Below are 15,855 nucleotides of genomic sequence, written 5' to 3' on the forward strand. Positions count from 1 at the left end.
AGAAAACATAACGTACAAAAAATGTACGTTATGTTTTCTTTGAAAATTAAATTTCATAAATGTCTATAACTTGACCATTGAAAGCATCGGCAATAAATTCGTAATGGACTGGGCTACCATTTTTGTTAATTGTTATTCCACCATGAACTACTTTAGTTTCAATACCAAACTTTTGGTAGGTCTTTGGGATATGTAAAATGTAAGAACCTTCAACGTCATTAAATTGGCTTTTTACTTGTTTTAAAATTTCTTCGCAGCTGTAATGTTTAAATTGTTTAAAGTAAATTAATGCTGTAAGAATCCCTATACCAGTAAAAATTGAAAACAATAACATGACTAGTCGCAACTTATTATTTTGCATGACCATGCCTCCTTTAACTTAAATCTAGTGTACCATAAAGAAAGAATGATAGATAAAATTTTAGCAAGGAGAATCATTATGACACAAATTGGACAAGAAACAATAAATAGAATGAGAACTTTGACTGAATTACATGCTGTACCTGGCTTTGAAGGTGAAGCTCGTGAATATTTAAAAGAACAAATGAAACCTTTTGTTGATGAAATAATCGGAGATAATATGGGGAGTATTTATGGTGTAAAAAAATCTAAAAAAGAAAATGCACCAAAAGTTTTAGTTGCAGCCCATATGGATGAAATTGGATTTATGGTAACAGAAATGACAAAAGAAGGCATGTTGAAATTCACACCTTTAGGTGGTGTATCATCTGATGTATGGTTATCACAAACGTTGCAATTAAAAACAAGAGATAATCAATATTACAATGGCGTAGTAGGTAGTATTCCGAAACATTTTAGAACTGGTAAAGAATCTGGTGTTGCAATTGAAGATATGTTGTTAGACGTTGGAGCAGAAAATATGCAACAACTTAAAGATATGGGAATCAATATTGGAGATACAATTGTACCTAGAACAAATCTAGAGCAACTCACTGAAAACAGAATTTTAGCTAAAGCATGGGATAATAGATATGGATGTTTAGTTGGGTTAGAATTATTAGAAGCAGTTAAAGATATTGATTTAGATGTTGATTTATATGTAGGCGCTAACGTACAAGAAGAGGTTGGATTACGCGGTGCTTCAGCAAGTGTTAACTTAATAGAACCTGACTTAGCCTTAGTAGTAGACTGTTCACCTGCCAATGATATGAAAGGTCATATCGGATTATCTGGAGCACTAGGTGAAGGTGTGTTAATAAGAATTCTTGATAGAACTATGATTTTATCTGAAAGAATGAGAGACTATTTAATTAATATAGTTGAAGAAAAAGATATTAATCATCAATATTTCCAATCACCGGGAGGTACAGATGGCGGTGAGATTCATAAAGCATTAACAGGTATACCAACTGCAGTTATTGGTGTTTGTGCACGTTATATTCATACAAGTAAAGCGATATATGATGTTAGAGATTATTTAAATGCTAAACAATTATTAGTAGAAATTGTTCAAGACATTAATAAAGAAAAAATCGAACATTTAAAATATAATTAGAATTTAAATAAACTAGCAGATAGTTAAATTCCATATCTTGCTATTATTAAGGTTAATTATATAAGACACATGTCGTTATTAATATTAAATTTAATAATGATATGTGTTTTTTTATAGTATAATCTTTTTTAAGGAGTGTGAATAATGATCAAAATAAAATCTTTTTTTAGTAGAACGATTATAGATGGATTAAGTTATATGGCTTTAGGTTTATTTAGTACTTTAATTGTAGGGCTTATAATTGAAACACTTGGCCGTACATTGAATACATATTTTGATACATCAATAATGATTGAAATAGGAAAGTTAGCACAAAATTTAACTGGAGCTGGGGTAGGGGTAGCTGTTAGTTATGGTTTAGGTGCCTCGCCGCTCATCATTTTTGCAACAGTGGTAACTGGTATGTATGGTTACGAACAAGGAGGGGCGGTTGGCAGTTATTTATCTTCAGTCTTTGCAAGTGAATTAGGAAAAGTATATTCAGGGAAAACTAAAATAGATATTATTTTGTCTCCAATTTTGACATTATTAGTAGGTGTTTGTATTGCGAAATTTATCGCACCATTTATAGATGCGTTTATGAAACACTTAGGAAATTGGATCCAAATAAGCACGGAACAACAGCCTTTATTGATGGGAATATTCGTAAGTTGCTTAGTAGGAATGACTTTATCTAGTCCGATTTCTAGTGCAGCTTTATCTTTAATGTTAGGTTTGAGTGGAACAGCCGCAGCAGCAGCCACTATTGGTGGATGTTGTCACATGGTAGGATTTGCAGTAACAGGATATAGAGATAATGGTATTTCAGGTATCATTGCACACGGAATTGGAACAAGTAAGTTACAAATTTCAAATTACTTAAAACACCCATTTATTTTAATTCCACCTGTAGTAGCCAGTATTGTAGTAGCTCCAATAATGACAGTGTTTTGGCCGATGGAAAATAATGCAGCTGGAGCTGGCATGGGTTCAAGTGGGTTTGTTGGTCAAATTATGACAATACAAACGATGGGCGCATCTACAGAAGTATGGTTACAAATTCTATTCTTCCATTTCTTATTACCGGCTGTAGTCAGTTTATTTGTTTATCATATACTGAAAAGATATCATATGATTAAAGGTGGACAACAAACAATTATGATAGGAAGTGTAAAAAAATGAAACAATTAACATCAATAGAAGAATTTAATCAATTAACAAATGACCCAACCGTTTTCATGTTCACGGCTTCATGGTGTCCTGATTGCCATTTTATTGACCCGGATTTACCGGCATTAGAACAAAAATACAATGATTATCAGTTCGTCTCGGTAGATAGAGATGAATTTATTGAATTATGCCAAGAAGTTGGTGTGATGGGTATTCCGAGTTTTGTAGCATTTGATAATCAAAAAGAACTAGGAAGATATGTTGGAAAAGAAAGAAAAACTATAGAACAAATAAGTGAATTTATAGAAGGATTGAAGAAATAAATTGAAAAAAAGTAGGTTGAAATAAAAGTTGATTTTATTTCTCGAAACCTACTTTTTTCATTGATTTAAATAAGTTTATCACTGTAACATGGCGCTAATTTGTTGTAAACTAGATAAAGGTATAAAAATAGGAGTGTTATGTATGAATGTCTTTCAAATGAGAGATTTACTAAAAGAACGCTTGAAATCATTAGATGCTAATTTCAAGTTTGATAGAGAAGATGAAAGTTTAAGAATTGAACGTAAAGATAACCAAAAAGGTTTATCAGTAAAAATTTCACCAATTATTGCAAAGTATAAAAATAGTGGAGATAAAATTGTAGATGAAATTGTTTATTATGTAACTGAAACAATTCATGCAATGCAAGATGAATCTACTAAGGAAATCAGTAAAATAGAAATACTACCTGTAATTAGATCTACAAGTTTCCATAAAGAAACTAAAGAAGGTACTCCATTTATAATAGATGAACATACAGCCGAAACAAATATTTATTATGCGTTGGATTTAGGCAACACTTATAGATTAATCGATGAATCTATGTTAGAAGAACTAAATATGTCTCATAATCAAATAAAAGAACAAGCTTTATTTAACATTAAAAAAAGAAAAACATCATATAAATCTGATGAAGTACAAGGTAATACATTTTATTTTGTGAATACAAATGATGGATATGATGCTTCTAGAATTTTAAATCAGTCATTCCTTAAGGATGTTTATCAAAATATCGAAGGAGAAATGCTTCTTGCAACACCTCATCAAGATGTGTTGGTTATTTGTGACATCAAAAATGAAATAGGCTATGATGTGGTAGCGCAAATGAATATGCATTTCTTCCAAAATGGTTTAGTGCCTATAACTTCGCTGTCATTCTCTTACAAACCGGATGAACCATTAGAACCTATATTTATATTAGGTAAAAATCATTCACGTAAAAGGAATAAAGAAGTAATAGAAAGATTAGAAAAAAATAGAGAAATATTTAAAAATATGAAAAATAATGAAAAGAAATGATAAGGAGTTATAATTATGAATTTATTTTATAATAAAAATGGTATTGGGGATGTATTGTTAGTTTCATTAGAACCATCAACAGAAAATTTGGAATATGAAAATCAAAATGATATTACAATTATAAAAAGCGATGGCAACATTGTTGGTTTTAATATTTTTAATGCTTCTAAATATGTTCAAATTGAAGGAAATGGAAATATCAAAACTGAAGAAAAACATGTTAGTAGTATTCAAGATTTACTAGAAAAGAATAATATCAACTATAAATTAGAAGTTGATTTATCACCTAAATTTGTAGTAGGGTTTGTTAAAGAAAAATCTAAACATCCGGATGCAGATAAATTATCTGTATGTAAAATCGATGTTGGAAACGAAACATTACAAATTGTATGCGGAGCTCCAAATATAGAGCAAGATCAAAAAGTAGTCGTAGCTAAAGTAGGAGCAGTTATGCCAAGTGGTATGATTATTAAAGACGCAGAATTACGTGGCGTTCCTTCAAGTGGCATGGTTTGTTCTATGAAAGAGCTAGATTTAGAAGGTGCTCCGAAAGAAAAAGGTATAATGGTATTAGATGATAGTTATACTGTAGGAACACCATTTTTTGAAGATGAAAGGTAGTGAACCTATGAGTTGGTTTGATGATATATTCGGTCAGTCTAAAAATAAACAAAAAAATAAAGAAAAAGAAAATGAAAATATTTCTTTTGACCATGGTTCAGAAGATGAAGAAGTAAATGAAGAAATTTATAAAAGACCAAGAGGTAAATTTAGATTTCCAATAGATATGGATGTTGACGCTGAAACTGAAACAGAGACTGAACAAAATTCTGATCAAGAGCATGATTCACAACAAGAATATAACTACTATGATGAGCGATTTTACAATGAAAATGAAGCGTCATATCCAACAAATAGAAGAAGGCGTCGCAGAAGAAGTCATGACGGAGAAGAAGCACCCTCTGAACCACAACCTAAAAAAGACAAGGGTGTTTATGAGAACAAACGTTTAACAAGACCTTCTAGCACTGAACAATATTCTTCAGTTTTCAAAAAGAAATCTGTTCATGATAAAGAAGACGATGCTTTCAATCGAAGATTATCTTCTTTAAATCAACCTAAGTTTCACGCTTCAGAAGTGCCTTCTGCTATATTTGGAATGAGAAAACAAAAAGATGTTCCAAACAGTGGTTTAAAAGAACCTTCTACACCTGATACTTCTAACATCAAAGAAGAAGATAACAAAGATAGTAACGGATATGAGAGCACTGATAATCAAAGTAGCAATAGTGAAGTGGTACGTGATACGCCCACTTATTCAAAGACGGACAATACTATAAATATTGAAAATATATACGCTTCTCAAATTGTTTCTGAAATTAGAAAAGAGCGAGAAAAGAAGCTTCAAAAGAAAAAACAATTTGAAAAAGCTTTAAGAGAAAAAAGAGAACAAGAACTACAAAATATTCAATCTGAAGAAGAAAAATCTCAAATTAAACAACAAGACGAATTTTTCAAAAAACAGGCATCTTTTATTAAAAATAATCAAATCGATGAAGAGCCGGAAGATAACACTGAAGAAACTACAACTGAAGACATTAAGTCATCAGATGATTATATTACACAACCTAACAGTGACGAAAATGAGTTGAAATTTGAAGAAGAAAGCTCTAAAGAGTCATTGCAACCAGATGTAAACGACATGACTACATATGAATTTAAAGAAATAAATTTGGATATTGATGAAGAACCAGAAGAACAAAAACAACAACAAGAAGAAAATCTTGATGTTGAAGAAATCGATGGAATAGAACCAGCTAAAGAAGAAAACTCAGAAGATTTAGACGTACAGTTTGAAGAATTAACAGAATTAGCTACAGAAGAATCAAATAATGAGTCTTTAGATAATCAATCTGAAAACAGAGAACCAGTAGAAGAAACAGCGAAATCCTCAGATTTACAATTTGAAGAAGTTGAAGATACAGAAATAAAGCGTGTTCCTAATGAAAGTGAATATAATAGTATCGAAGAAGAAAACTTTGTAGAAGATGATATTGAATTTGAGGAAGTTCCAGAAAACTCTAATGAATATTTTGAAGAAGAAGTTATAGAAGGGGTAGAGTCCGCCTTTAATGGAAATGAAAATAACGATAATTTCAAAGAAGATAATTTTGTAGAAGATGATATTGAATTTGAAGAAGTCCCAGAAACGACTAATGAAGACTTTGAAGAAAAAGATGACGACGAAGAACTGTCATTTATAGATGATGAGTTTACGACATCAGAAAAAGAATTAAATGAAACTGAAGATACTCAATCTAAAGTTGAAATCTCTGAATCAAACGAAGAACTTGAAGATAAGTCACAGTTGAGAGATGAACCAAAAAATAAAAAGAAATCTTTAGAACCAGTACTTAAACCTAATAATAAAAAATCATCTCCATTTAATGTTGTTATGACACCTTCAGATAAAAAGAAATATCATACATTTAAAAATCAGACTTCAACAAATGTAAAGCAAGAAACTAAAGTGAATAATGCTTCTGAAAATAATCAGACGAATAATGATTTCGACAACGAGAGCCATGAAACAGTGACAAAACGTAAAGGACCATCATTTGTATTACCACCATTGACAATTTTAGACGATGTAGTTGAACAAGAGGATAATACAGAATGGTTAGAAGAGAAGAAAAAAGAATTAGACGAAGCGTTTTATCACTTTAATGTACCTGCTCATGTTGTCAATATGATACAAGGGCCAACTGTAACTCGCTTTGAACTATCTGTAGAAAAAGGCGTTAAAGTTTCAAGAATTACAGCACTTCAAGATGATATAAAAATGGCATTAGCAGCAAAAGATATAAGAATCGAAGCGCCAATTCCAGGAACGAGTTTAGTAGGTATTGAAGTGCCAAATCAAACACCTAGAAAAATACCATTAGGTCAAATGATTACATCTAAAGCTTTTCAACAAGCTGAAAGTAAATTAACAGTAGCTATGGGCTTTAAGATTAATAATGAACCTTTATTAATGGATATTTCAAAAACACCGCACGCATTAATAGCTGGAGCTACTGGTTCAGGAAAGTCAGTATGTATCAACGCAATTTTGACGAGTTTGTTATACAAAAATCATCCTGATGAATTGAAGTTGCTACTCATTGATCCAAAAATGGTAGAACTAGCGCCATATAACGATTTACCACATCTAGTTTCACCAGTTATTACAGATGTTAAAGCTGCTACAGCAAGTCTTAAATGGGCTGTAGAAGAAATGGAAAAAAGGTATAAAGAGTTTGCGGAATTGCATGTTCGAAATATTACGGCTTATAATAAGAAAGCCACTTATGAAAAACGCATGCCTAAAATTGTAATTGTAATAGACGAATTAGCAGATTTAATGATGATGTCTCCACAAGAAGTTGAACAATCAATAGCTAGGATTGCACAAAAAGCGAGAGCATGTGGTATTCACATGATTTTAGCTACACAAAGACCATCTGTAAATGTTATTACAGGATTGATAAAAGCAAATGTTCCTACTAGAATATCATTCATGGTTTCATCTTCTATAGATTCTAGAACAATTCTTGATGTTGGTGGTGCTGAAAAACTACTTGGTAACGGTGATATGTTATATCTAGGAAATGGTATGAATAAACCGATTAGAGTACAAGGTGCATTTGTGTCAGATGATGAAATTGACGAGACAGTTTCCTATGTAAGCGATCAAATGGAACCTAACTATTTATTTAAACAAGAAACATTATTGAAAAAAGTGAATGAGCAACCAGCTGATGCACTATTTGATGATGTATGTGAATTTATGGTTAATGAAGGTCATATATCTACGTCATTGATACAAAGGCATTTCCAAATTGGTTATAATAGAGCTGCTAGAATGATTGATAACTTAGAAGCAAACGGCTTTATCTCAGGACCAAATGGCTCGAAACCGAGAGAGGTTTTAATTTCAAAAGATACATTAGAAAATGGAAAAACTAACATATAAGAAATAGAAGGAGTGACATGAAATGACATTATTTCATTTTGTCGGAATAAAAGGGGCTGGAATGAGTTCTTTAGCACAAATTATGCATGACATGGGCCATAATGTACAAGGTTCTGATATAGAAAATACAGTGTTTACTGAAATTGCATTGAAAAATAAAGGAATAAAAATATTACCTTTTGATGTAGAAAATATTCATGAAGGTATGACAGTTATAGCTGGAAATGCTTTTCCTGATACTCATCCCGAAATTGCTAAAGCATACGAGTTAGGTCTTGAAGTTAAAAGATATCATATATTCTTAGGTGAATTTATGTCTCAATATACTTCTGTAGCAGTAACAGGTGCTCACGGAAAAACTTCAACAACTGGTTTGCTTTCTCACGTAATGAATGGTGATCAAAAAACATCATTTTTAATTGGGGATGGAACGGGTATGGGCTTACCTGATAGTTCTTATTTTGCATTTGAAGCATGTGAATATAGAAGGCATTTCTTAAGTTACTACCCTGATTATGCAATTATGACAAATATTGATTTCGATCACCCCGACTACTTCAAGAATTTACAAGATGTGACGAATGCCTTTCAAGAAATGGCAAATAACGTAAAGAAAGCTATTATAGCTTGGGGCCACGACGCAGAATTAAGAAAAATAAAAGCAGATATTCCGATTTATTTTTATGGATTTGAAAATGAAAATGATGTTTATGCTGAAAACGTTCAAACTTCTTCAAAAGGCACTACTTTTGATGTTTACTTTAAAAATGGTAAGCAATATATAGGTTCATTTACGACACCTATGTATGGAGACCACCATGTATTAAATGCACTTGCAGTTATTGCAGTATGTTATTTAGAAAACTTAGATATTAATAATATAAAAGAAGCATTATTAACATTTGGCGGTGTAAAAAGAAGATTTAGTGAAAGTTTTTATGATAATCAAGTTTTAATAGATGATTATGCACATCATCCAAGGGAAATTAATGCTACAATTGAGTCAGCGAGAAAAAAATATCCTGAAAAAGAAGTGATTGCAGTATTTCAACCACACACTTTTTCAAGAACTGAAACATTTTTAAATGAATTTGCAGAAAGCTTAAATCAAGCGGATCAAGTTTATTTATGTGATATATTTGGTTCTATAAGAGAGCAACAAGGTGAATTAACAATAAATGATCTACAAGCGTTAATTGAAAATTCAAAATTAATTAGTGAAGAAACAGTTTCACAACTTAAAAACCATTCAAATGGTGTTATACTATTTATGGGCGCTGGAGACATACAAAAAGTTCAAAGAGCCTATGTGAGTACTCTTACTGAATCATAATATTATGTTTATGCATAATGATTAAGGGTATTAAATATTAGTAAATCATATTAAGTTTTATAATTATTAGGAGGCGTTCAGTATGGATTGGTTATTACCATTAGCAGGTATTATTGCTGCTATTGCATTTTTAGTTATTTGTGTAGTATTAGCAATGTTCTTAGTGCAATTATTAAAAACAGTTAAAGGAATCAATGAAACTTTAGATGGCATTCAAGGCCAAATACAAGGAATTACACGTGAATCAACTGACTTACTTCACAAGGCAAACCGCTTAACTGAAGATATTCAAGATAAATCATTACGTTTAAATTCTGTTGTAGATGCAGTTAAAGGTGTTGGAGATTCAGTACAAACACTTAACTCTTCAGTAGATAGAGTTACAAATTCAATTACGCATAATATCTCTCAAAATGAAGATAAAATTTCTCAAGTAGTACAATGGTCAAATGTTGCAATGGAAGTTGCAGACAAATGGCAAATGAGAAAGAATCGTAGAAGTTATGCTTCATTTAAAAATGGTACAACGACTTCTAAAGATTATGAAGCGGAAGTTCCTAAAGATTATAATGAACAAACGACGTCTGGTGATAAATTAGACGAAGATAAAATTAATGCAGGATTGAAAAAATAAAGTTAATGAGGCTGAGACATAATTAAATGCCTCAGCCTCAAACATTTTATTGTCTATTAACATTAATTAATTTAAACAGGAGGTTTTATTGATGGAAAATCAATATAATAGAGATTTATATACACATGGTTTAGAAACATATGAAGCAAAACATGAAAATAATACAAGTGGTAGAGATTTTGTATTTGGTGTGATTTTAGGAACAGTAGTAGGTGGGATTGCCGGTTTATTATTAGCGCCTAAATCAGGTAGAGCTCTTCAAGATGATTTAAGCGAACAGTCAAATAAAATTATTGAAGATGTTAAAACTAAAACAGACGATTTAAAAGCTCAAGCTCAAACAAAAGCTGAAGAACTTCGTACACAAGCAGAAGAAAAGAAGGAAGAAGCAACTGAAAAAGCAAAAGAAGTAAAAGCTAAAGCTGAAGACAAAAAAGAAGAAGTAAAAGCTAAAACTGAAGAAAAGAAAGAAGAAGCAGCTGATAAAGCAGAACAAGCTAAAGCAAAAGCTGAAGAGAAAAAAACAGAAACAAAGAAAAAAGCTGACGAAGTAAAATCTAAACAAGCTGAAAAGAAAGCAAACAAAAATGTTGTAACAGCTGACGATGTCGATGACGAAGAATTAAAAGCACAAAAAGGTGCGATTAAGTCTGAAGTTAATGATGAAGATCTAAAAGGACCTAAAACAGTAGTAGAAAAAAAGACTTTTGATAAAAAGTAAGCATTAAAGATAGAAGCCAGGCTGAGACATATTAATGTCTCAGCCTGATTTATTATATTGACAGTAGCTAACAAAGGTGGGATTACGATCTCTTTTAAAAAAATGAGATTTCTGTTCCACTTTCTTTTTAATATTTATACATATGAGGTATTATATATAACATAAACATAAATTATAATTATTTTCAGAAAAATAACAATTAAGGTTGAATAGCTCGATTTTAATTGTTATACTACTATCTAATCACTTATATATTTTATCGCTTTAAAGTATGTGAGTTAAATTGTTTACATGAGGTGAAGAGGATGACAAATGAATTAGAGAATTTAAGACAGAGAGTAGAAGAAATTAATGACGAAATTTTAGGATTGTTATCAGAACGTGGTGACCTAGCTAAAAAGATCGGTGAAGAAAAAAGTAAACAAGGTACTCAAGTTTATGATCCACAGCGTGAAAAAGAAATGTTAAATAAATTAATTGACGCTAATAAAGGACCATTTAACGATAATACTATTAAGCAATTATTTAAAGAAATATTTAAAGCTTCAACTGACTTACAAAAATCTGAAAATGAAAAACATTTATATGTTTCTCGTAAATTAAAACCAGAAGATACTATCGTACAGTTTGATAATGGTGCAATAGTAGGTAATAATAAAAAGCAATTTGTATTTGGTCCATGTTCTGTAGAGTCACAAGAACAAGTAGATACAGTAGCACAAGATTTAGCTAATAGAGGCGAGAAATTCATAAGAGGTGGCGCATTCAAACCACGTACATCTCCATATGATTTCCAAGGGCTTGGAGAAGAAGGTCTACAAATTTTAAAAAATACTAAAGATAAATACGGTTTAAATGTTGTAAGTGAAATCGTAAACCCTGCTCACTTTGAATTAGCAGACGACTACTTAGATGTATTCCAAATAGGTGCTCGTAACATGCAAAACTTTGAGTTATTAAAAGAAGCAGGTAAAACGAATAAACCTGTATTATTAAAACGCGGATTATCTGCAACTATTGAAGAATTTATTTACGCTGCAGAATACATACATTCACAAGGTAATAGCAATATCATCCTATGTGAACGTGGTATTAGAACGTATGAAAAAGCAACTAGAAATACTTTAGATATTTCAGCTGTTCCAATCTTAAAACAAGGTACACACTTACCAGTTATGGTTGACGTTACACATAGTACTGGCCGTAAAGATATCATGTTACCATGTGCTAAAGCAGCATTAGCAGTAGGAGCTGATGGTGTTATGGCAGAAGTACATCCAGATCCATCAGTAGCATTAAGTGATGCTGGACAACAAATGGATTTAAATGAGTTTGATGCATTTTACAAAGAAATTGTAAAAGCTGCAAAACTTTATGAGAAATAAGCTCAATTAAAAAATATTTATAAATATTATCCCTTTAAGTAAACATAATATGTGTTCACTTTAGAGGGATTTTATTATGGAAAAACATAAGCTTTATGTGGTATAGTTTAATTTATCGCCGTTTTCTGAAAAACAATTTTCATTTTACACTTTCTTTTAAAAACTTAAGTTTCTTTTATCGACAAGAGTTTATGAATATCTTATAATGAGTAATTGTGAGTTCGCTTTCATATGCTTTGAAAACAATATGAAAACGTGATAGAATGTACTGGAAAACGTTTTCAAAAATGGGAGGATATTATGACTGTAACAATATATGATGTAGCAAGAGAAGCAAAAGTTTCAATGGCTACTGTATCTCGTGTTGTAAATGGTAACCAAAATGTTAAACCGTCAACTAGAGATAAAGTAAACGAAGTTATTAAGAGATTAAACTATAGACCAAATGCTGTTGCACGTGGTTTAGCAAGTAAAAAAACTACAACAGTTGGCGTAATTATACCAGATATTTCGAATGTTTATTATTCTGAATTAGCAAGAGGATTAGAAGATATAGCAACAATGTATAAATATCATACAATTATTTCTAACTCTGATAACGATAGTGATAAAGAACAAGAAATATTTAACAACTTATTGAGTAAACAAGTTGATGGTATTATCTTCCTTGGTGGAACATTAACTGACGAAACTGTTGAGTTAATTGAGAAATCATCTGTACCAGTTGTAGTATCTGGAACAAATGATAAAGAATCAAAATTAGCATCTGTAAACATTAATTACACACAAGCTAGTAAAGAAATAGCAAATACACTTATTGAGAACGGTGCTAAGAAGTTTGCATTTGTTGGTGGTGGATACTCAGAGAAAGCACAAGACGATGCTATCCAAGGTCTTGAGTCTGCATTAGAAGAGGCTGGTCTAGATATTAATGACAATGCTAAATATGTTGGTAATGAAACATATAAAGATGGCAGTAAAGCATATGAGACAGTATCTCAAGCTAATCCTGATGCAATTCTTTGTATAAGTGATGAACAAGCAATTGGTATTGTTCATGCTGCTCAAGATGCAGGTGTTAAAATACCTGAAGAATTGCAAGTTGTCAGCTTTAATAACACAAGACTTGTTCATATGGTTAGACCACAATTATCAAGTGTTACTCAACCGCTTTATGACATTGGAGCTGTTGGAATGAGATTGTTAACTAAATATATGAATGACGAACAAATTGACGAGCCTAATGTTATATTGCCGTATAGAATAGAATATAGAGGCACAACTAAATAATAAAAGAGGGAATTCGATAAACGAATCTCCCTCTTTTTTATTTATACCACTCTAAAATTCTTAATTTCGTGTTATTATTTTTTTCAGTTATTTCGGTTTTTCTTGGTATTTCCATATAATCATCTTTTTCATCTATCCATGTTTTTGGTAAAGGAAACGGAGCGCTGCTTTGATATTTATCAAGCCAAGTCTGTGGTATATTTCCTTTTGGGGTATCAAGATCATTTAAAGCAAACCAAACATGAGACCAAGCTCTAGGTACAACTCTCCAAATATTATATCCGCCTCCACCGATCATAATGACTTTACCATCACAATACTCGTCTGCTAGATTTTTTACGATATATGGTATTTGATATAACGTATTCAAAGTACAACTTAAATGCGTGAGTGGATCTAAATAATGAATATCGACACCATTTACACTTAGTATAATATCTGGCTTGTAAGCTTTACATACAGCTTCTACTGTTTCTTTAAATACGTCTATATATGATTCATCCTCCGTGTATGCGTCTAATGGTATGTTTACAGTTCTACCAAATCCTTTACCATCTCCACGCTCAGTAATGGCACCTGTTCCAGGGAATAAATATCGACCTGTTTCATGAATAGAATAATTCATAACATCTTCATTAGTATAAAATGACCATTGAACGCCATCTCCATGATGTGCATCTGTATCAATATACAAAACCCTTTGTTTATATTTGGATTGTAAATATTGTATTGCAACAGCACTGTCATTATAAATACAAAATCCACTTGCTTTCCCTTTGAATCCATGATGTAATCCACCACCTAAATGGCATGCTCTCTTTGCTTCACCAGACATAACTGCATCAACTGCATTCAAAGTTCCACCTACAACTCTTGCACTATTTTCATGCATGTTTACAAATTGAGGGGTGTCTTCACTATTTAATCCATATTTATCATATTCTTCTATAGGTAAATCTCCATTGCCTGCTTTTTTAATAGCTTCTATGTAGCTCGGTTCATGAACGAGTTCTAATTCTTCGTCAGTTGCTATTCTTGGTTGTATCAAATGTTCAGATTTAAGCACACCTAGGTCAATAAGCAAATCAGTCGTTAACTTTAAACGCATTTGATTGAAAGGGTGACTATCTGAAAAACGATATTTCAATAAATCCTCTGAATACACATATTTAACATTAGTCATTTCTTATACCAAATGGATATATGACATGGTAATTTTTTTCTTCCAATAATTTATATATTTTTTCAGGATTCATTGATTTTACTCGTAACATAAGATATCTTTTCTTAACATTTTCTTGATCAGCATAAGCAAGGACGTTTAATATATCAATATTTTGTTCTTTAAATATAGCAGTAATATCGTGTAATGCACCAATTTTATCGTCAATATGTACTTCAATTATAGAACCAGGAATTGTAACACCAGTTAGTTCTAAAAATGTATTTAACATATCTTTTTGTGTGACGATACCAATTACTTTATTATCACGGAGAACGGGTATAGCTCCAATTGCCATTTCGTAAAAATCTAAAGCTATATCTTCTACAAAATCTAAAGGATGACATCTAATAACATTTCTTCTCATAATTTTAGAAACAGATAAACTTAAACTATTATTTGGATCTTCATCAGATAAAATGCTTGGTAAAGCCATTTTTATATCTTTATCTGAAATAATTCCTAACAATTCGTCTTTTTCATTTACAATTGGTAAATGCCTAATTTCTTTTTGTGTCATAAGTTCTAAAGCATTTTCAATAGATTGGTTACCTTGAATTGTTGTACAAGGTGAAGTCATAATTTTTTCAACTAACATAATATACCTCCTTAAAAGAAAAACCGATTCATAAATCTTAGTCTGTCGAAAGCTTCCATTTGCTCTTGGCTAATATTTGCTCCTATTCTTGCCATTAAACTATTGGCAGGATGGCTAATTATTTCTGGGTCATCAGTCGCAAATACTTCTAAACCACCTTCTGCCATCATTTTATGCATGATTTTTTGATATTCATAAACATCTAAACCACTGTTTTTTAAATCCCAATGCCAATAGTATTCTGTAGTGATAACGATATAATCTTCCATTTCTGGTGACTTCATAGCTAATTTGAGCATTTTCTTTCCAAGTCCATATTTTCTGTATTCTAAAGAAAGTTCAATAGCACCTAACTCAAGGATATAGGGTAGGTTACCATCTGACCAACGCTCAAGTGGATCAGGATAAACGTAAGTTGTATAACCGATAATATGTTGATCTATTCTACATACAATAATTCTTCCTTCAGGTAATTCAGAAATTTCTATTAGCGCTTCAAATTGTTCCTTAGGTACGCGAAAACTATCTAACCCTTCATCAAAAGTCATTTCTTTTAATTTTTCGGGTTCTACAGGACCTTCAATTGTTATATTAGAATCAGATGTAAAGGGTATAGTTTCTGATATGAAGGTCTTTTTATAGTCCATAGTA

At 31.4% G+C, this 15,855-nt stretch carries 15 protein-coding genes; 11 read left to right on the plus strand and 4 right to left on the minus strand.

Translation table 11 applies throughout. From position 1 onward, the window contains the following. Positions 1–46: 46 nt before the first annotated feature. On the minus strand, positions 47–361 hold the full coding sequence (locus LQ615_RS02010; RefSeq protein ID WP_017000601.1) for a hypothetical protein: 315 nt from the start codon (positions 359–361) through the stop codon (positions 47–49). 78 nt (positions 362–439) lie between these two features. Between LQ615_RS02010 and LQ615_RS02015 the strand changes: the two genes are divergently transcribed. The 11 genes from LQ615_RS02015 to ccpA all read left to right on the plus strand — a co-directional run bounded on the left by LQ615_RS02015 (position 440) and on the right by ccpA (position 13,384). Continuing rightward, positions 440–1,516, plus strand: a complete 1,077-nt coding sequence (locus tag LQ615_RS02015; protein ID WP_064205240.1) for a M42 family metallopeptidase — start codon at positions 440–442, stop codon at positions 1,514–1,516. A 144-nt stretch (positions 1,517–1,660) separates the two neighbouring features. Continuing rightward, entirely contained in the window at positions 1,661–2,677 is a 1,017-nt protein-coding gene (locus LQ615_RS02020) for a PTS sugar transporter subunit IIC (RefSeq protein WP_017000602.1), read from the plus strand. Continuing rightward, entirely contained in the window at positions 2,674–2,988 is a 315-nt protein-coding gene (locus LQ615_RS02025) for a thioredoxin family protein (protein ID WP_017000603.1), read from the plus strand. Before LQ615_RS02020 ends, LQ615_RS02025 begins: the two co-directional genes overlap by 4 nt. A 142-nt stretch (positions 2,989–3,130) precedes the next feature. Beyond that, on the plus strand, positions 3,131–4,006 hold the full coding sequence (locus tag LQ615_RS02030) for a DUF1444 domain-containing protein (protein ID WP_017000604.1): 876 nt from the start codon (positions 3,131–3,133) through the stop codon (positions 4,004–4,006). A gap of 15 nt (positions 4,007–4,021) precedes the next feature. Then, positions 4,022–4,627, plus strand: a complete 606-nt coding sequence (gene ytpR / locus LQ615_RS02035) for a YtpR family tRNA-binding protein (RefSeq protein WP_017000605.1) — start codon at positions 4,022–4,024, stop codon at positions 4,625–4,627. Positions 4,628–4,634: 7 nt separating this feature from the next. Further along, positions 4,635–8,021 (plus strand): DNA translocase FtsK, encoded by a 3,387-nt coding sequence (locus tag LQ615_RS02040; RefSeq protein ID WP_239703703.1) that lies wholly within the window; start codon positions 4,635–4,637, stop codon positions 8,019–8,021. Between the two features lie 22 nt (positions 8,022–8,043). Continuing rightward, complete coding sequence (murC, locus tag LQ615_RS02045) at positions 8,044–9,354, plus strand: UDP-N-acetylmuramate--L-alanine ligase (RefSeq protein WP_064205241.1); 1,311 nt, start codon at positions 8,044–8,046, stop codon at positions 9,352–9,354. Between the two features lie 82 nt (positions 9,355–9,436). Next, on the plus strand, positions 9,437–9,988 hold the full coding sequence (locus LQ615_RS02050) for a DUF948 domain-containing protein (protein WP_017000608.1): 552 nt from the start codon (positions 9,437–9,439) through the stop codon (positions 9,986–9,988). Between the two features lie 91 nt (positions 9,989–10,079). Beyond that, positions 10,080–10,709 carry a YtxH domain-containing protein gene (locus LQ615_RS02055; protein ID WP_017000609.1) on the plus strand — a complete coding sequence of 210 codons (630 nt, stop codon included), beginning with the start codon at positions 10,080–10,082 and terminating at the stop codon, positions 10,707–10,709. 305 nt (positions 10,710–11,014) lie between these two features. After that, positions 11,015–12,094 (plus strand): bifunctional 3-deoxy-7-phosphoheptulonate synthase/chorismate mutase, encoded by a 1,080-nt coding sequence (locus LQ615_RS02060; RefSeq protein ID WP_064204367.1) that lies wholly within the window; start codon positions 11,015–11,017, stop codon positions 12,092–12,094. A 300-nt stretch (positions 12,095–12,394) separates the two neighbouring features. Beyond that, the gene (ccpA, locus tag LQ615_RS02065) at positions 12,395–13,384 is read left to right on the plus strand and encodes a catabolite control protein A (protein WP_017000611.1); all 990 of its coding nucleotides are present in this window, start codon (positions 12,395–12,397) and stop codon (positions 13,382–13,384) included. A gap of 37 nt (positions 13,385–13,421) precedes the next feature. On the opposite strand, the gene LQ615_RS02070 is transcribed toward ccpA, so the two are convergent. The 3 genes from LQ615_RS02070 to LQ615_RS02080 are packed head-to-tail and all read right to left on the minus strand — an operon-like array spanning position 13,422 to position 15,851. Continuing rightward, on the minus strand, positions 13,422–14,567 hold the full coding sequence (locus LQ615_RS02070; RefSeq protein ID WP_017000612.1) for an acetoin utilization protein AcuC: 1,146 nt from the start codon (positions 14,565–14,567) through the stop codon (positions 13,422–13,424). Further along, a complete protein-coding gene (locus LQ615_RS02075; protein ID WP_017000613.1) occupies positions 14,560–15,204 on the minus strand; it encodes a CBS and ACT domain-containing protein in 645 nt (214 codons plus the stop codon). Before LQ615_RS02075 ends, LQ615_RS02070 begins: the two co-directional genes overlap by 8 nt. An 11-nt stretch (positions 15,205–15,215) precedes the next feature. Continuing rightward, positions 15,216–15,851: a GNAT family N-acetyltransferase gene (locus LQ615_RS02080; protein ID WP_070044693.1), complete on the minus strand. Its 636-nt coding sequence runs from the start codon at positions 15,849–15,851 to the stop codon at positions 15,216–15,218. Between the last annotated feature and the right edge of the window lie 4 nt (positions 15,852–15,855).

It is taken from the genome of Mammaliicoccus sp. C-M13, from assembly GCF_022386845.1.
Classification (GTDB): Bacteria; Bacillota; Bacilli; order Staphylococcales; family Staphylococcaceae; genus Mammaliicoccus; species Mammaliicoccus lentus.